The sequence below is a fragment of the Agrobacterium sp. 16-2014-1-2a genome, from assembly GCF_053522705.1.
On the sequence record NZ_JBNWBX010000004.1, the window covers coordinates 397,527 to 414,623 of the forward strand.

The window sequence follows — 17,097 nt, forward strand, 5'->3', positions numbered from 1 at the left end:
AGCTTACAGCATGCCAATTTATCTGCAGATTGACGGTATCCAGGGCGACGCCACCCATGAAGAACATCGCAAGTGGATGGATATTGAAGCCATTCACTGGAACGTGGCCCGCAACATGAACACCTCTGCTGGTTCTGCTGCAAACCGCGAGGCATCCGAACCGACCATTTCGGAAGTCATTCTGACCAAGGTTAGCGATTCTTCTTCCACCAAGCTTTTCCAGGAAGCCTGCGCCGGCCGGACCGGCAAGCTCGCAACCATTCATCTGGTGACCACGGGTAATCCCGGCAACACCTATATCGAGTATCTGCTGACAAACACGCTTATCGCCAGCTACTCGGTGGATTCCAGCGGTGACCGTCCGGTGGAAACCGTCAAGCTCAACTTCACGAAGATGGAAGTGAAGTACACGCCGTTCGACGACAACAACTCGCCGCAGTCTCCGATGATCGCCTCCTACGATCTGGCAACGACGAAGGCTGCCTGATCGTGACGTGACCCGGTGCCGGCGTTGCTGGCACCGGAACGTTTCATTGCAGTTTTGCAGCTCACGTCGTGATGTTTCACGTCGACTTTGGTCGAGGCGGTTTTTTGATGCGCTCCCTATATGCGTTTTTTGTTTCCGTGCCCTTTGTTCTGGCATCGTCCGGTCTTTCGCCGGTCAGTGCAGCGGAACGGACATGGATATTTTCTGGTGCCGAACTCAAGCAGGCCATCGAGGGTAAGCTTGCCCCTGAGGTGTCCGATCCGGAAATGCGGCGGCTGGTTTCCGTTGCAAAATCAAGCGCCTATATCGCCGGCGTTGCCGATCTGACGAGCGGATCGGACTGGTGTGGTGCAGGCGCCGTGGCGCCCCATGAACTCACCGACCGGATCTACACCTATCTCGGCGATCTTCCTGCGGAAAAACTGGATGAACAGGCAGCCACTCTCGTGCGGGAGGCGCTCAAGGTCTCCTTTCCCTGTGAGCAGAAAAGTAACTAGTGGGACGAACCATGCGCGTTAACTTCGACACTCTCTATAAGAATTATCCGAGCAGCGACCCGTCGCACCCGAACTATGTCAGCCAGCGTGATCTTTTCACGGAAATCGGCTGGGATGATTTTATCGGTAACCCGAACTACCACAATACCTGTGCCATCCGCGTCAGCATCGCTTTCGTGAAATCGGGGATCAACATCGTGCCAGCCTCGCATCGCATCCAGAAAGGTCCATATGCGGGCAAGGGCATTGAGGTGAACATGCGCCGCCTCGCAAATCTGGTGAAACGGACGAGCTATCTAGGCGAGCCCGAACCGTTTACCCCCGCGACAGCGCGTAATGGCATCGGTGCCCGTAACGGTGTTGTGGCGTTCAACAATATCCCTGGTTACACCGGAGGCGGCCATATCGATCTTGTGCGGGGTGGCTCAGAGGCCACCCAATGCGCGTCGGCCTGCTACTACAATTCGGAAACGATCTGGTTCTGGCCACTTCAGTCCAGCCGCGGGTCCTGATTAGGAGTGTTCCATGGACGACCAGTCGTCACTTTCTGATTTCGTTCAGGCAAGCCGCGTCCTCAAGGTCAAGTCGCCCCTTGGCGAGGATCAGCTTCTGCCGGAGCGTTTGACAGTCGAGGAAGGCGTGTCGCAGCTCTTTGACATTCACCTGACGGTGCGTGCCAAAAAGGAAGCGGTAAAGCCCGAGGAACTGATCGGGCGGCTGGTCGATGTTTCGGTCGAAATCAGCCAGGGCGAGGGTGAGGGCGGCGGCGTCCGCCGTCCCTTTAACGGCCTGGTAACGGAGCTGCACGAAGGCCCACCAATCACGCGTGGTTTGCGCTCTTACGCCATGACTATCCGGCCGCAGATGTGGTTGCTGTCACGGCGTTCCGACTGCCGTATCTGGATGGACAAGACGGCAGTGGATATAGTCGAGGCGCTGTTTTCAGAACACGGCATTCCTGCACCCGATACGTCAGGCATCATTTCGCCGCCGCCTGCACAGCACTACAGCGTACAGTTTAACGAGACCGATCTGGATTATCTCACCCGCCGTTTCGAAGAGGATGGCCTGTTCTACTGGTTCAGCCACGAGGACGGTTCCCATAAGCTGCATGTTGCCGATAGCGCCAGCGGCTGGCTCGGGCCGTCTCCGGCTGCCCAGGGGGAGGGAACGGTGCGGCTGGCGCAGGGCTCGTCGGACCGCAACCACATCAATGACTGGGCACGGCGGTTCTCCTATGTCTCCGGCCAGCGGGCGGGCGCGGACTGGAATTTCGAGACGCCGGGAATGGTGCCTGGCACGATGACGCCGTCTCTGGTGCAAATGCCGGACGCGACGAAGCGCGAGCTCTACGAATATCCGGCCCGCATCAAGACGGTGGAAGAAGCGGAACGGGCGCAGAAACTGCGCACCCAGGCGATCGAGGCCGATCACGACCGGGTATTCGGATCGTCCACCTCACGCATTCTCGAACCCGGCCGTCGCTTTACGCCTTACGAGGTCGCCCATCCCGAACATGCCTATGAAGAGCATGTGATCATCAGGGCAAGCCACAGCATCGTTGATCTCTCCTATGAGACAAACAGCAACGAACCGGAATATCGCAATCACTTCGAGGCAATTCCGGCCCGCGTGCCGCTGACGCCCCATCGGTCAACAAAACGCCCGCGCATCGAAGGCACCCAGGTGGCGATCGTCGCTGGCCCGGAGGGTGAGGAAATCCACCCGGATCAGTATGGCCGCATCAAGCTGTGGTTCCCTTGGGATCGCAAGGCAAAGAAGGATGGTACGGATACGTGCTGGGTGCGGGTTGCGCAGAACTGGGCGGGCTCCACTTGGGGCGGCCAGATCATCCCGCGCATCGGCATGGAAGTGATGGTTGCATTTGTGGATGGCGATCCGGACCGGCCCCTGGTCACCGGCGTGGTGCCGAATGCGCGTCAGACAGTGCCTTATGAGCTGCCTGCCAACAAAACCAAGAGCACGTTCCGGACTAACACGCACAAAGGTTCGGGCTTCAACGAACTGACTTTCGAAGACGAGAATGGCCGCGAGGAAATTTACATTCACGCCCAGAAAGACCGCAACGAAAAAATCCGAAACAATCACAGCGAACGGATTGATAATAACTGGGTCCAGTCGGTTGGCCACAATAAGTCGATAGAGGTGCGCAACAACCACCATGAGGTTGTTGGTGGCAATATGATGGTTACAGTTGGGCCGAGCGGGATAGGAAGGGTCGTGAATTCGGTGCTGAATTCGCTTGTGAGCGGGATTGGCGACGTTGCAAAGAACCTCGGTTTTCCAGGGCTTCTCAATCCTGGCGAGGGCAATATGTCCGTCATCGTCGAGAAGAACAATACTGAGAGCGTGGGTGTGTTCAAAGCCGTCAACGTGGGGGCCGGAATGGCTACCAATGTCGGTATGTCCTACAGCGTCAACGCAGGAACGCGTGTCAATCTCATGAGCAACGACACGATGTCGCTGTCTGCGCAAAACAGCGCGACCGTACATAGCGGGGGCGAATTGCACCTGACTTGCGGAAAGGCCAATGTTTTGATGCATGAGGATGGAACTGTCACGCTGAGCGGTACGAAGCTCTTTCTCGACTTCGCAGAGATCGAGATCAATGGCGAACAGCGTGTTGTCGTCAATGGCGGAAGGATAGATTTGAATTGAGAAGCAATATGACGAGAATCCTGGCCCCGGCATGTGTGATCCTTATGGCCTCCAGCTCTTTTTCCTTCGCAATTGAATGCGAAACCGATCCGGCCAAATTCGCCTTCACATCGGATACGCCATCCACCTTCAACATCGGAGAGAAGCAGGATGTTGACCGAGCCTATGCAGGGCTTGCGGCCGTTCTTGGGCCGTTAGACAGCTATACGAAAACGCGCATTTTCTATTCTAAAGGTTATGAGGACATCAGGGACTACGACTGTAGGGACGAAAAGTGCCGAGCGATGGAGGTTCTCGAGGGGCTCCAGCAATGTGGCGCGGGCGGCATGGCCAAGAAGGACGCGTGTTATCCACTGGCGGTCGTTTACAAACAGAAGCTCTATTGCCTTCTTTATCCGGGACAGCAGAACTTCGATCCGTCGAAACCATTCGTACCCTATGTGCCATTCAAATACGGTCAGGCGGAGCAATGAGCGACAGCGCATTTCCCTATGGCAACGACCTGAAAACTCCCGACTCCTGGGCTGGATTGGCACATACCAAATCCCAGTCATGGCTGATTGGTTATGACAGTGGCGCATCTCTGATTCTTGGTGCGCACACCTTTCTGTTGTTCGGCCGGGAGAACTTGTGCGCCTGTGTCGCCTCGTTCTACGGGGCCGGCCTGTCAGCAGGTTACGGCATGTCCAATGCCGCCAAGCGCGTTGAACGCGGCGGCGGGCAGTCGATGAGGATCGGTCAGGGCGGCGGGGCTTCCGAACAACTCAAGACGATAGAGGATATGAAAACCGCAAAGGACATATCGGACATCCCGACAGCGGGAGACCAGTATGATTCCGCTGAAAAAATTTACCGTTTTCTTGCTGCGCAACAGAACGGAATGAGCGCTCTCAAACCGTTTTGTATCAACGATCTGGATTACACCATGGGGTGGGTCTCAGGGGCTTCTGTTGATGCGGCAATAGGGGTCGGGACATATTATCTTGCCGACGCCCGCAATCTTTTCAAAGGGGCGACGGCCCTCAATGTCAAGACCGAAGCCACCCTGGTTGGCGCGTCCCTGGGTTCCATGATTGGCTTTTGGCGAGTTAAAAAATGGTACTCGCTCTGGAACGAGTTGTCCCGGTCAAAACGCGAGGAATACCCATTCCAAGCCTACAACGTTCATCCATATTTCCGTGAATGGAAGTCGGAAGAATATACCTATCAAAAGCAGCTTGATCGTATCGCGGAACAGGACCGTATCATCAACTCGATCACTAGGGACATGCAGGTCAATCCCGCTAAATACGGTTTCCCTGATTCCGGCTATGCACTGCAGAGGTCGGTAGAAATGACCGAGAAATTCTATTCGGGTGCGCGTTCCCCTGACAGTAACCCGTTCATGCCTTGGGTGCCTATGGACAAGCAACATATATTCTATGAGGGGAGGTGAGGCCGGATGTTATCAAAGCCAGTGAAATTTGACGACGGATCTACGCCGGCGGGAATTTGGCTAGAGCTCCATTCCACCGAGCGCCAGTGGAAAAATACCTATGTACGCATGCTCAATGCGGGTGGCTCAAGCCGTGACATCGCGCTGAAAGCGATAAGAACCCAACATGAGCTGTTGACAAATCTATCACAATTCTCGGCCGACAGATGGAGAATGCTGTGCGATGGCCAAGGCTGGACACCGCTGGGCTGCTCCGCTCTGTCCTGGTGTCAGGGGGATGTGACCTTTTCCGAGGTCGCAGGACGCGGCAAAAGTTTGCATTGGAAGATCGACCCTGAAATCGGCAGCGATTTTGCTGCGCTTATGCTCAATCCCGCTATTGTTCCTGTAGATCTGAGTGCGCTTCTGCGCACCGAGGATGACGATTTTGCCGTTGCTCTTGCCTTGGCCTCGAAGCCCGAATGGCTCCCTGGATCGTTTGTCCCGCCGCAGGGAGCACGGCTTGGGTTACTGACACGCGCCATGCTTCAGGCGCGCTGAAAAGGGGATATAGCCGATGCCCAAAGCTCATCGCCGTGCCGATATAGGTTCATCCCATTCCTGCCATTTTCCACCCACACCGGCGACCGGGGGTAGTAATAATGTCTATGTGAATGGTCGGCCGCTGATGCGCGTCGGGGATGCCTATTTGCCGCATGGCTGCCCGTCCTGCCCGAAGCCCTCACATCCGCGGGCTCTGGCGGCTGGAGCATCCACCGTCTTCATCAACGGCAAGCGGGCCGGTCGAGTAGGCGATGCGATTGACTGTGGCGGCAATGCGCAAACCGGTTCGACCGACGTCTACATCGGCGACCGTGAGCCAAAGGGCGGCAGTGATGCAACCTCGTGCCAGGCAAGCATGGCCGCGCGGTCCGTTCCAACGGTTCGAGGATAAGATGCAGAGCCAGCTTAACGGCGGAGCGGAGGTGCCAGCGGTCGGTCAGGTTTATCTGAAACGCCTTTCCCGTATTGCGGACAGTTGCGACAGGCGAATCTATGCGGTGCTGGACGGAGCTCTCTTCGGTAACCTAACAGCTGATCTTTCGGCGGCTGGTTTGTGCCACAGGCCGCTCTATCGGTCGGCGGGTTCCAATTCGGCAATTGTGCTCGGCGGGCCGTGGCTCGTTTCACTTAGTCTTTCGCCGCCGGCCTCAAGTGTGCCGGATAGCTTGGTCGAGACGGCGGAGCCAAGCGACGAGGAACTGCAGGCGCTGGCAGCGAAACTGTCGAATGACATGGCGAAAGCAGTCGCCAATGGTGATGAAAGTGGCGGCGGCTTGATGCCAGCCGACGAGATCGATTTGCCTGGGCGGGTAAAGAGCAGAATAGAGGCCCTGCTCAAGCTTATCGCAGACAGGCCGGCTGTGGTATTCTGGGTCGGTGATCGCGGCCTTTCTGAGGAAACAATCTACAGGCATCTTCGTGGTATTAACCGTATCGTTCTGCCGCTTGAGCGAGACGCGCTCGCGGGATTGAGCGGTTCGGTGTCTGGAGAAGCCGGTGATATCTCCTTGTCGGCCGGCGATGCGCAAGAAGGGGCATCGTTCGCCCTTGATCTTGAAGAGGCGCGGGGTCGTAGCGGAATTGTTGTTTTCCGCCATGCCGACCCGAATGTCATGATGCAGGTGTTGCCGGCGCTTTCGCCGGAACAGGTGGTGCGCCTTATGGGCCCGGCCGAAGAAATCTACTTCGCTCCGGCCGAGGCATGGGGTGGGAACATCAAGCGCGCTCATCGACCGGTTGATGTCGTCGCGCAGGGCGGCATGTTGCGCCTGACTCCTGAGAATATCGAGGTCATCAGTGCATCGCGAATGCTCGCCGCGCGTCGCCGCCGAGTGACGGCCTTTCAAAGGTCCGCGCCGCACTTGCTACAAGGCATGGACGAGCGCGAAGCGCTCATATTCATGGAACGATATGAAACACAGGCACGAATTTACGGATTGAAAACCGAGCGCGGATTCTTTCAGTGGACCTACCTTATGAGCGCAAGCAACGGGCGCTTCATCGAAGCACCTGATATTCGCCAGAACCTCAGAGGCCGCAATCCTGACGCTCGGCTGGATGAAATGATGCGGCTGATGGCGAATGCGGCGAAAGAACGGGGGGGTGCATGACTGCCGTGGCTGCTGCTGGCGGGGAGGTTCTGCTTGGCCGTGCGGCTGCAGGCGTGGCAACGAGGCTCGGTGCCCGCGCCGCGCTCGGTTTTCTTGGGCCAGTTGGTGCAGCAATCGGCCTCGCCATGCTGGCCTATGAAGGTTACGAACTCTACAAAATGTACAATGAGAGCCATTCTGAACCCGCCGATGGCGAGGCGGGAAGCTGCACTGGGAACTGCGATTCGGCAAAGGCGGAAGAACAGAAGAAGCGGCAAGAGGAACTGGAGGATGAAGCGGGCGTCAGTCAACAGACAAAGGGTAAGACAAAACACGGCGAAAAGGATGGCGGTATGGCGGAAGCTGAACGCGACTTCGATTCCTTGAAACCGGGCAAGGAGAAAGGTATCGAAACACAATACGGGCCGGGCCGCACGGGGGAACTGGAAGACGGCAGCAAGGTTACCGTCCGTCCGGGAAGCTCTGACGGTCGTCCGACCTTGCAAATACGTAGGCCAAACGGTCGTCAGACCGAGATACGCTATAATGACGGACCTGGGGTTTAATTATGGACTTCATTGGAAAAGACTGCACGCTGGATCATCAGGCCATTCGAAACAGAAATTTCGCGGCGAGGATTTACCCCGAATTTCCAAGCGAGGAGGAAATCGCTCTCGTCGCCGCGCGTATCGGTAGTAACGAGATTGATTTCGCTGCTTACGAGTTCGGTCAGCCTCCGCGCCATTTTGCACCGCAACCGGTCGGGTTGGTGCTTGATGCACTGTTTGAAAATTCGCCTTATGGCCTTCTGATCCATTTTTCAGCTCATGATCTCTGGATCTGGGCGCCGGAGGATCACGAATACCTCGTTGTCTTTGGTGATACCAATCTGGTCAAGGCGATAGAACGAAGTGACATATTCTCATTCAGCTTTGCTGATTATCTGGGCAGTGGTGTTTTGTCGCAAGCGACGGTCACACATCTTCGCGGCGTAGCATCGAACTATACGATCGGGTAATGGCGGACGACCCCACTGAGGACTGATCACGGGTGTGCGGGAAGGGTCTGGGAATGTATTCGCTGGCCGGCACCTAGGTCGTCTACACGAAGAGCGGAACGAATGCGATCGCGAAGGTCAACGATTTGGACCTCGAGTTCAGCGTTTAAGCGCATCTTGCGGATTTGCGCAGCCAGAAGAGGCATTTGTATCCGCTTAACGTCGAGGTGGCTTTGAACAGCCCGCATGGCCACACGCAATCGCAGCGCTATACGCAGGCACGTCAAATTTAAACCTCGGCCTAAACCGAATGACTAAGATCGCCATTGCCTCCGACCGCTTGCCGAACAAAATCGCATTGTCTTGGCACCGGTGAGGTGCTGCAGGGGGCTTGCCGAAACCAGTCTGGTCGACGAGCAATGCCAAGGGCAACCTAAGCCTGGCGTTTCAGTTAAAGCAAAGAGACTACCATCATAGCCCAAACAAAGACGAGCATCGCGATGCAGGCTGGGCGGAAGAGATAAAATCGCTGCCAGTTCGTGAGGCGGAGGTCGTTGTAGTGCATGGATCTGTCAAGTTTGACGTGATCCATGTTGCTGTCGACAGAAAAATCACCACCATTCTTCTTGTAGAAATTATACTCCCGAACCTGCGCGATAATCTGTTGCACAGCCAGAAGGCCAACCGCGATAAGAGCCGCAGAAAAAATGACGATCTCAAGTATCAGCAAGCGTTTCTCCTGTGCGATCGGTTGAAACGGCGACGTATCCGGGTGTGAATCAAAACGTGGGAGACGAAGTGTCAAATCGCTTCAATGGATGCAGTTGTTGTTTAAAACTACGCAATGTCGATTTTTTCGTCCAGTATCTGATAATGGTGTTGCGCGGTATTTCGGAGAGGTGAGAGATGGAATTTCGCAAGCTCGATGCGGACACAGGGATAAACGGTCATGTGACGTCCTACATGACGGCATCAGATAGTGCCGGAAGAAAGTTGCTCAGGTGGCTGTAGAGAAAGGCAAGCAGACTGTAGATCCTTCTCGGAAGGCACTTGCACCGAGGCTGTATGCGATCCTGGCCCGGTCAGCGAGAAAAGGTGTGATATTTCGGCGCGGCCCGAGCCGGCTGGTGCAGCTCATTCGCTGGGACTTGCGCACCGACACTTTTGAACATGGTCAATGGTTGAAGGGACGGGTCTACGAGAGACGCTGCGATCTTTCTCCGTCCGGAGAACTTCTGGTCTACTTCGCGGCCACAAATCGCCCGCCCTACGCGAGCTGGACGGCCATATCGAAGCCGCCATTCTTCACCGCACTGACGCTTTGGCCAAAAGGAGACGCGTGGGGAGGAGGCGGTGTTTTCGAGGACGAGAACAAACTGCTTCTCAACCATCCGTTTGACGATAACCGCGTCTCGTTCGCTCCAGGTTTTCGATTGAAGCGAGGCATGCAAGTGGACCCGTGCGGTATATTGTCGGGACGTGGAGAGGACGAGCCCATCAGCGGCTACATACTTGCGCGTGACGGTTGGCGTGTGATCGACGCCGGTGAGGGGCAAACCAATGGCCTGAAGGCCTCGACCTTTTACAGCTTCAACAAGCCGCGTGTCCTGCAAAAACCGGGTGCAAACGGCCGGAGCCTTCAGATGGTTCTTCATTCGATCGGTCGCAGTCAAAAGGCGTGGTACGGACTGGACTACCGCGTGTTTGACCGGGACGGAACATTGCTTGTCGACCTTCCGGAAACGGATTGGGCAGACTGGGATGGCGGCGATCTGGTGTTTGCACGCGGCGGGTGCCTCTATAGGCTGGCAAAAAGCGACTTCCGATCCGGTAATGTCATGCCTATTGAGTCTTCCTCGCGCCTGCATGACTTCAACGGCGCAGGTTTCACCGCCCTGGCACCTCCGCACGCCGCTCGTCACTACTGACGCACCCAGCCTCGGGGGAGCTTTGATATCAGGCATTACTCATCCACTTGTATCTTCGGGTCGTAACCGCCTTACGATGCCACCGGAAACGTGGAGCTGTGTGTCGCCCACCCGGACCGCGTAGAGGCCGGCTAGCTCGACTTCGCCCGGTTCAATATCCTCAATGAGCAGCAGTCCTGTATCGGTCATCGCGTAAACATGCCGTGCGTCAACTGCGAATACACGGTTGAGGAAATGCAAAATGGCTGGATCGATTCCAGGAATCTTTTTGCGATAACTGCCTCCGAACAGCATCTCGCCGTTCGCATCAATCAGAAGCTGATCGTTGACACCACGCGCTGTGGCGGGATTGACCTTGCCGGGCCGGCTGATGGGCTTCCCGCGATAAAGCAGGGTATCGCCCATCCGTGCAAAGGAAAAGCCGAGCGATTCCACCGCTGCGGGATTGTCGATGCCGCGCTTGCGCACACCTTCAACGATCAGCCCTTTTGCGTCACGAGCATAGGCGCCGCCCAAAACCTCGAAGCTCGCCATGTCGATTTTGACGACAGCAAGCTCTGGTAAAGGTGCTGTACTGTCGATGTAATAGGCCTGCTGCTTGTCTTTGAACCATGGGCCGTCGAGCTTTTCGAAGCTAGCGGGATCGGCTTTCTCAATGGGCTCCATCCCGTAATGTTCGAGGCCGGGCAAGAAGTAGCGCAGGCCGTGCCGATCCTGCCCGAACACATCAACGATGTGTCGGAAGCTGTCGTGGTCGAAATGATCGAGTGAGACCCATTCGGCTTCCTGCGGACGCTGTGGCCTAACCAGAATCCGGCGTCCATCGCTGTAATAGAGACCGCCGATCGGTACTGGCTCATTCCCCACAGACGCGCTTACCGCACGGCGTGCCTTCTCCCGGTGCCACCAGCTGTCGGCAATCTCGGGATGGTTCTCGAAATAGCCGCTCCAAGACTCAAATTCTGCCGAGACTGATTGAGGTTGCCCTGCATAGTACGGCCGCTCGCTGTCATAAGCGCGATACTGACCTGCTTCTGATGCGCAGACAAAACTCTCTCGGTCCGCGTCGGGAATCAGGCTCTTCTCCCAATAGACATGCTTCCTGTCAGCGAAATATCTGCCTTCGTCGCCGATGGAATGGAAACTGGCCGCATCCGCGCCTTCAATCGCGACCCCGTAAGCATAGACTTTGCGACTGTCCTTTGCGTAGTGACTCTCTTCGATACGGATGCCCGGTTTCTGGCCGCTGCCGTAATAATAGCTGACGATCCCGAATGTACCCGGCTCCTCGGTGGGAAGGCGCAAGTTGGTAATGTAATAACCGGCGGCCTTGTCGACACCATAACGTTGATTCAGAACGGTGAAGCTGTCTGGATCGGCGCCGCGCGCTGAGAACCAGAAAAGCTTCGTTGGTGTCTCGCCCTGGCCGTAGACATGTCTATCGTCGCAAAACCAGCGGTCACCAAGCTGTCGAAAGGTGAAGGGGTCTACCCCGGACAACGGGACGCCCTTGCGGTCGCGGATTGGTGCGCCGTCCACGTAGACCTGATGGCCATTGTGGATATAGCGGATGGTCGGGAATCGTCTTTCTCCGATGTAATGCGCGACCCAGTCGACATTGGCGAAGGGGCCGATACGAGGATTAGCTTCGACTGCCCGCCGCAAAGCCGCAAGCTCTGTGCGCATGCTGAAGGGTTCTGTTACCGATAGGCCGATGCCGTCATTCCCCGTCAGACGCTGGAAAAGCGCCCGATCCTGCTCGGGTTCGGGAAGTCCGTCCCGCCTGAACGCGGCCGCAACCCAATTTGTATTGGCGTAATGAAGTTGGCTGTAGCGCTCTTGGAACCGTTGCCAGCGCGCGGGATCTATGTTGAGACGCTCGAATATCTGTGACGCAGCATATCCGGCCTCGGCAAAAAGAGTGGCCGCATACCAATGGGCATAGGGTAGTGGGAAAAGTTCAGTCAGCTTAGTTCCGCCCAAGTCCGCTCCGATCTGTGGTGTCAATGCCAGCCGTGGTTCCAAGCCAGTTTACCTGTCTATCTTGCGCCATTTTTTGCGGCTCAAAATACCAGAAGGAAACAGGCTTTTTTTACTTTAAGAAAATACCCTATTTTGATGTTTTTTCTACATTTTGTGCGCTTTGGTTCTTTATCTGCGCCGGACCTTATTGCTGCGTTGTTACCATGGCTTGTCGCACGATATCGTAGACAGTAAGAGCTGGAAGACGGGAAAAGAAGTTGCTGTTATCGGCGGCGGAGGGCCACGCTGACCAAAGAGTGAGTACATGCAGGCGCCCATTCCGCCATATGACGGTCGCATCTATATCGCCGCTGTCCTGACCTTTTTTGTCTGTCACTGAAAACCGGAAGGTGCGTGCGGGGATTCCCTGTTTTGCAAGCAGACTGTCTTCCTCACTCGATATCAGTGCGGGTGGCCGGGCATCAGGTGTCTGCCTGACAAAGTAATCCCTCACGATCGTGGCTCCGGCCATTTCCAGGTCCGGTTTTTCCTTCATGTCCTGAACGAGCAGCCATATCAGGCCAACATCTCTTCCGCCCTTGCGCCTGATCATGTGCAACTCGGCCGGCAAAGCGCCATGAAAATCGTTGATCGGTATTTCCCACTGGTCCGGGATGCGGAGTGCGATCCGCTCGTTGGCTATCCGAACAGGAACCGATTGCAGCTCCTCCCCAAAGCTTGATTCTTCTCCATTTTCCCATGAGAGGCTGTCAATGAACGCAACGGCATACTTGTCAGCCCGAACTACCAGATCATAAGCCGCGTCAGCATCCGCCGCGTTGCTGACATCTGCAACGAAATTTATGCCCAGCGCCTGCTTCCCGCGAGAGAAGCAATAGCTGATAAGGGCGCTATGTGGTTCGCCGCTCTGATCCTTGGTGCCCAGAAGCATAGCTTCTGTCAGGTCCGATGCAACTTTTGAGACGCGCGTTGTGTATCCAGCAGTGTCTGCCTGGTAAGTGCAGATCCGGAACGCTGCCGATGGCGCCTGCAGATTGTACCCGATAAAGGTCGTCTCGATTTTCGGACTGGACGAATCTGAAGTTATTTTTCCGATGACTTTCACATTACCGATTGTGCCAGGCTCCGTCGGACTCATTGGTACGGTTTCGACCGTAGCATTTGGGGAAAGCGTCCCTTCAAGATTGAGGGCTGGCGCTGAGAAATCGAATTTTCTCATCACCGGTACGGCATTTTGAACGGCACTATCGTTATCCTGTGCAAAACCGGTTCCGGCGAACATCGTAACGGCGACCGAAGTTGCGACAAGCACACATGCAAAAGACCGGCATTTCTCTCCGTGTACCATCCGCTCCCCGGTCAACATCAAAAATTATAATTGTGCCTAACCGTGCAATGAAAAGTACAGCGACACAACCTCTGAGTTTAGACTGGTGAAGACTCTCATGGTAACGTCATTGGAAAAAGCGCCAGACGGCCGAAATCGTGACAGCTCTCAAAAATCTCCGAGAACAGATGTCAAGGGAATGTGATGTTCGTGTGCGCGAACATGGCGGCTATGGCGTTGTCGTTGAACCGGCCGTGGCGTCTCAAAGCTACGTGAAGGTGCAGTAAAGAATGTTTGGCGACAAGCTAAGAGATTGCACAAGAACGCTCATGACTTCGTCGTTAACGTCATCACCTGAAATAGTGACATCAATGGTGATGTTCCTATCCAGTGAATTGACGCGGCGTGCGAGTGATGTGACTGCTAGTTGATCGTCACACGTTGGCTCATCAAACTCGACCGGACCTCGGTTTCGCTTTCCGTGGTCGTGCGGACCTCAACCCTACGACGTTGTGACTCGACTGGGTGTTGTAGAACAAAGCGCTCGATGAGCCGAACAACTCTGGGGGAGGTTATGTTGATCAGCAAGATCAGAAGCGTTGCCTCAGCTGCCTCGAAAATTTCTCCACAACCCGCGAGCACGCCGATCGCTCCCGTAGCCCATATTGTCGCCGACGTGCTCAACCCGCGAATGTTGAGGCCGTCGCGCATAATCAGTCCTGCGCCAAGGAAGCCTATCCCCGTCACCACCTGGCCGCCCATGCGGATATCCTCGTTAACTTCGAGGATGGCGGGCAGGGCGCAGGCCGCTGGGCTACTTGGGCTTCGTGTGGCCCAATTTCGTGGGGGCCCTCTGTAGGCAGGCTGGAGTGTACCCCGTTTCGCCGGACAGCTCGGCTTGTTTGATTCAGTCCTGATAAACTGCTGAGGGAAGCCGTCTCGAGCGCTGAACGGGGATAAGTGCATCGGGACACCCATAAAATTTGGAGGCGTGGCGCACCTTCCAGGGTGACCGATTAAAAGACGCCAATGTTGTCGTCGGCGCCTACTATCGGCTCAGTCCAAGCCCTTGAGACCGGTTAAGCTGCCGTCTCAGCGCGTCGTCATGGCTTAGCTCAGCATGGCGTGTACGATGCACCATGCGGGCGATTGTGTTGATATGCTCGGCCTGTTTTGCGAGCTCCGGACGTGCCTCGAGTTCTTCGTGGAACCTGCGAGGATCAGAACTACCAAACCGCCGCGTGAGCGCTTCGGCCACCCGCTTGGCTTCATCAAGCGCGGCTCGGCCCTCAGATGACGATCGCAGTTCCGCGATAAACTGGCTCCGTTTCTCCAACGGCATCTTTTCCACCTGGGCAAGGATCTCGGTGCTGCGCGGCGTGAGGGCAGGGACCTCGATGACGTCACGCTGCTCACGCTGCCATTGTTCGCTCGCGCGTTCTTCGCCAAGCCGCCGCTCCCATGCCTCGGAGACGTAGCCAATGTGGGCAGAGAGAGACCTGGCATATTGCAGCGCCTCCTTCCGCTCCCTGTTGTTTCCGAACAGACCTGACTTTCCGCGCAGCTCCCCGAAGCGCTCGGGTTGCTCGGCCATGGCCTTTGCCATGATTTTTCCGTTGCCTTCCTTCTCGGTCATCGCGGTACGCAATCTCGCGGCGACCTCGACCGGGTCGCGGAACACGCGCCGCGCGAGAGATTCCACCGTATCGAATCTCTGCTCGATGACGGACATCGCCCTTTCGCGGGCCACCTCTTCGATGCTGTGGTCGTGACGCGTGATCGCCGGCACCAGCGGAGCTGGCTTGCCGGTTTCCATCAGCGATTGTTGGACTACAGTTTCTGCGGGGGCAGGGACGGCGCCGTCTTGCGACATGACCTCGGACCACCGGATGCGGCGATAGCCTTTGTTGTCCTCAGCCCTGTGCTGATCTTCGCGGTAAGCAGGACCGGCCAGATCGCCGCCAGGTTCCTCGTAAACCTGCTGACGTTCTGATGGCCGGTCCTGCTGCTCCCGTTGCAGATGGGCCGAACGGGACAAGACCTCTTGACGCTCATCTTTGGCGGAAGCAAGTTCAATCTCGCTTCTCACCCCAAACTCTTGCCCGATCCCTTGGCCGCTTGCGATCCCTTGGCCGCTTGCGATCCATTGGTCGCTGGCGATCCCGCGCCGCTCGGCAAAGTCGCTGATGTAATCCAGCGTGGTTTCCTTCGCGCCGGTACGCGACAGGCGGCTTGTCAGCTGCTCGTACGCCAACGCGTCACCCTTGAGGACACGCCACGCATTGCGCTCGGCCTTTGTGCCATCCGGAAGCGTAACAGGCGTGGCGCCTTCATGCTGCAGGGAAATCCTGTCCCCGATCTTTGGTGAGGCCTCACGCATGGCCCGCTTGAGATCGACGCCCCACACCGTGCGCTGATCGCCCTTGTCATTCTCCAGCGTCACAAAATAGCTCTCACGTGACTGCGGATTGTGTTCATAGGGCGCAACGTCGTGATCAACCAGCCGGCCCGCCTTGGCGAACTCCTGGCTGTTTGCGTAGAGCTGCACGCTGTCGCGATGCCTTGTCATGGCAACATAGGTCAGATGCCGGTCCATGGTGCTGGACGCCAGTACAAAAGCGCGATCGACTGTCGCCCCCTGGTTTTTATGGATCGTCGTCGCGTAACCGTGGTCGATCGCCTGATAGCTGTCTGTCGGAATGCTGACACTGTCGCCACCTCGGCCATCGAGCCGGGCGATGATCTTGTTTGGCTCCACATGCTCGACGGTGCCAAGCATGCCGTTTTTGACGCCGAGGTCGCGGTTGTTTTCGAGGAAGATGATCCGGTCGCCGGCGGCGAAGGCGCGTTTGCCACCATTGGTCTGGAACGAGAGTTCTCCACCGTCCTCACCACCTACACGGTCCTCACCATTCCCACGGTCTCCACGGTTCGCGCCGTCGTTCAGCCCGGGACTGCGCTCCAGCCTTTGTCTGTTTTGAAGTTCAGAACGAATGGCGGCATTGAGGGCGCGCACATCGGCGCGGCGATGCGCCATGGCAACCCGGGTGCCGTGCGGATGCTCTTCGCTATCGGCAAGATAATCACGCACGATCTGCGCCATCGCCTCCTCGCGGCTTTCTGCAAAGTGGATGTCGCCGTGATCGCGGTAGGCGGCCAGCCCCTTGGCCGTCTTGTGGGTCGCAAAGGCAACCGATGCCTGTCTCTGCCAATCATGGCGCTGGCGGCGAATATTTGAAAGTTCGACATGGCCAATCTGCTCGGCAATCGCCCTGAAGGGTGCACCGGCGCCGATTGCCTGCAGCTGCTCATGGTCGCCGACAAGAACGATCTTTGCGCCGCGCTCTTCCGCTTCTCCGATGAACCGGGCAAGCTGACGGCTCCCGACCATGCCGGCCTCGTCAATGACAAACACGTCACTGCGACCGATCAGTTCCCGGCCATGGTCCCAGCTGTAAGTCCATGACGCCAGCGTGCGGCTCTCTATGCCGGAACTTTCCTCAAGACCCTCGGCAGCCTTTCCGGCCAAAGCAGCACCATGGACCTGATAGCCTTGAGCCTCCCACGCCTCGCGAGCCGCTGCCAGCATGGTGGATTTGCCAGCGCCGGCAAACCCGACCACAGCGGCGATG

General features: G+C 56.7%; 17 protein-coding genes. 13 read left to right on the plus strand and 4 right to left on the minus strand.

Going from position 1 to position 17,097, the window contains the following annotated elements; translation table 11 throughout:
* The first annotated feature begins 10 nt into the window (after positions 1-10).
* The 13 genes from ACQZ45_RS15970 to ACQZ45_RS16030 all read left to right on the plus strand — a co-directional run bounded on the left by ACQZ45_RS15970 (position 11) and on the right by ACQZ45_RS16030 (position 10,155).
* Positions 11-487 (plus strand): Hcp family type VI secretion system effector, encoded by a 477-nt coding sequence (locus ACQZ45_RS15970; protein WP_004431488.1) that lies wholly within the window; start codon positions 11-13, stop codon positions 485-487.
* Between the two features lie 107 nt (positions 488-594).
* Entirely contained in the window at positions 595-984 is a 390-nt protein-coding gene (locus tag ACQZ45_RS15975) for a Rap1a/Tai family immunity protein (protein ID WP_448742364.1), read from the plus strand.
* 11 nt (positions 985-995) lie between these two features.
* Positions 996-1,496, plus strand: coding sequence for a type VI secretion system amidase effector protein Tae4 (locus ACQZ45_RS15980; RefSeq protein ID WP_013760985.1), 501 nt, complete (start codon positions 996-998; stop codon positions 1,494-1,496).
* A gap of 13 nt (positions 1,497-1,509) precedes the next feature.
* Complete coding sequence (gene tssI, locus ACQZ45_RS15985) at positions 1,510-3,663, plus strand: type VI secretion system tip protein TssI/VgrG (protein ID WP_448742365.1); 2,154 nt, start codon at positions 1,510-1,512, stop codon at positions 3,661-3,663.
* A gap of 8 nt (positions 3,664-3,671) precedes the next feature.
* Positions 3,672-4,136, plus strand: a complete 465-nt coding sequence (locus ACQZ45_RS15990) for a hypothetical protein (RefSeq protein ID WP_236770993.1) — start codon at positions 3,672-3,674, stop codon at positions 4,134-4,136.
* Complete coding sequence (locus tag ACQZ45_RS15995) at positions 4,133-5,098, plus strand: hypothetical protein (RefSeq protein ID WP_019566792.1); 966 nt, start codon at positions 4,133-4,135, stop codon at positions 5,096-5,098. The genes ACQZ45_RS15990 and ACQZ45_RS15995 overlap by 4 nt, the downstream gene beginning before the upstream one ends.
* A gap of 6 nt (positions 5,099-5,104) precedes the next feature.
* Entirely contained in the window at positions 5,105-5,638 is a 534-nt protein-coding gene (locus ACQZ45_RS16000) for a hypothetical protein (RefSeq protein WP_013760981.1), read from the plus strand.
* 127 nt (positions 5,639-5,765) lie between these two features.
* On the plus strand, positions 5,766-6,032 hold the full coding sequence (locus tag ACQZ45_RS16005) for a PAAR domain-containing protein (RefSeq protein ID WP_020700639.1): 267 nt from the start codon (positions 5,766-5,768) through the stop codon (positions 6,030-6,032).
* Position 6,033: 1 nt separating this feature from the next.
* A complete protein-coding gene (locus ACQZ45_RS16010) occupies positions 6,034-7,251 on the plus strand; it encodes a hypothetical protein (protein WP_448742377.1) in 1,218 nt (405 codons plus the stop codon).
* Positions 7,248-7,796: a hypothetical protein gene (locus ACQZ45_RS16015; protein ID WP_013760978.1), complete on the plus strand. Its 549-nt coding sequence runs from the start codon at positions 7,248-7,250 to the stop codon at positions 7,794-7,796. The genes ACQZ45_RS16010 and ACQZ45_RS16015 overlap by 4 nt, the downstream gene beginning before the upstream one ends.
* Positions 7,797-7,798: 2 nt before the next feature.
* Positions 7,799-8,248 (plus strand): hypothetical protein, encoded by a 450-nt coding sequence (locus tag ACQZ45_RS16020; RefSeq protein ID WP_013760977.1) that lies wholly within the window; start codon positions 7,799-7,801, stop codon positions 8,246-8,248.
* 370 nt (positions 8,249-8,618) lie between these two features.
* Positions 8,619-9,005, plus strand: coding sequence for a hypothetical protein (locus ACQZ45_RS16025; RefSeq protein ID WP_174051241.1), 387 nt, complete (start codon positions 8,619-8,621; stop codon positions 9,003-9,005).
* A gap of 223 nt (positions 9,006-9,228) precedes the next feature.
* On the plus strand, positions 9,229-10,155 hold the full coding sequence (locus tag ACQZ45_RS16030) for a hypothetical protein (protein ID WP_448742366.1): 927 nt from the start codon (positions 9,229-9,231) through the stop codon (positions 10,153-10,155).
* A 39-nt stretch (positions 10,156-10,194) separates the two neighbouring features.
* On the opposite strand, the gene ACQZ45_RS16035 is transcribed toward ACQZ45_RS16030, so the two are convergent.
* From ACQZ45_RS16035 to ACQZ45_RS16050, 4 genes are all read right to left on the minus strand, one after another.
* Complete coding sequence (locus ACQZ45_RS16035) at positions 10,195-12,180, minus strand: DKNYY domain-containing protein (protein WP_046205630.1); 1,986 nt, start codon at positions 12,178-12,180, stop codon at positions 10,195-10,197.
* A 142-nt stretch (positions 12,181-12,322) separates the two neighbouring features.
* Positions 12,323-13,420: a hypothetical protein gene (locus ACQZ45_RS16040; protein ID WP_233284975.1), complete on the minus strand. Its 1,098-nt coding sequence runs from the start codon at positions 13,418-13,420 to the stop codon at positions 12,323-12,325.
* Positions 13,421-13,888: 468 nt separating this feature from the next.
* Positions 13,889-14,227, minus strand: coding sequence for an MgtC/SapB family protein (locus tag ACQZ45_RS16045; RefSeq protein ID WP_448742367.1), 339 nt, complete (start codon positions 14,225-14,227; stop codon positions 13,889-13,891).
* A gap of 286 nt (positions 14,228-14,513) precedes the next feature.
* A partial coding sequence (locus tag ACQZ45_RS16050) for an AAA family ATPase (protein ID WP_448742368.1) occupies positions 14,514-17,097 on the minus strand: 2,584 nt, incomplete at its 5' end.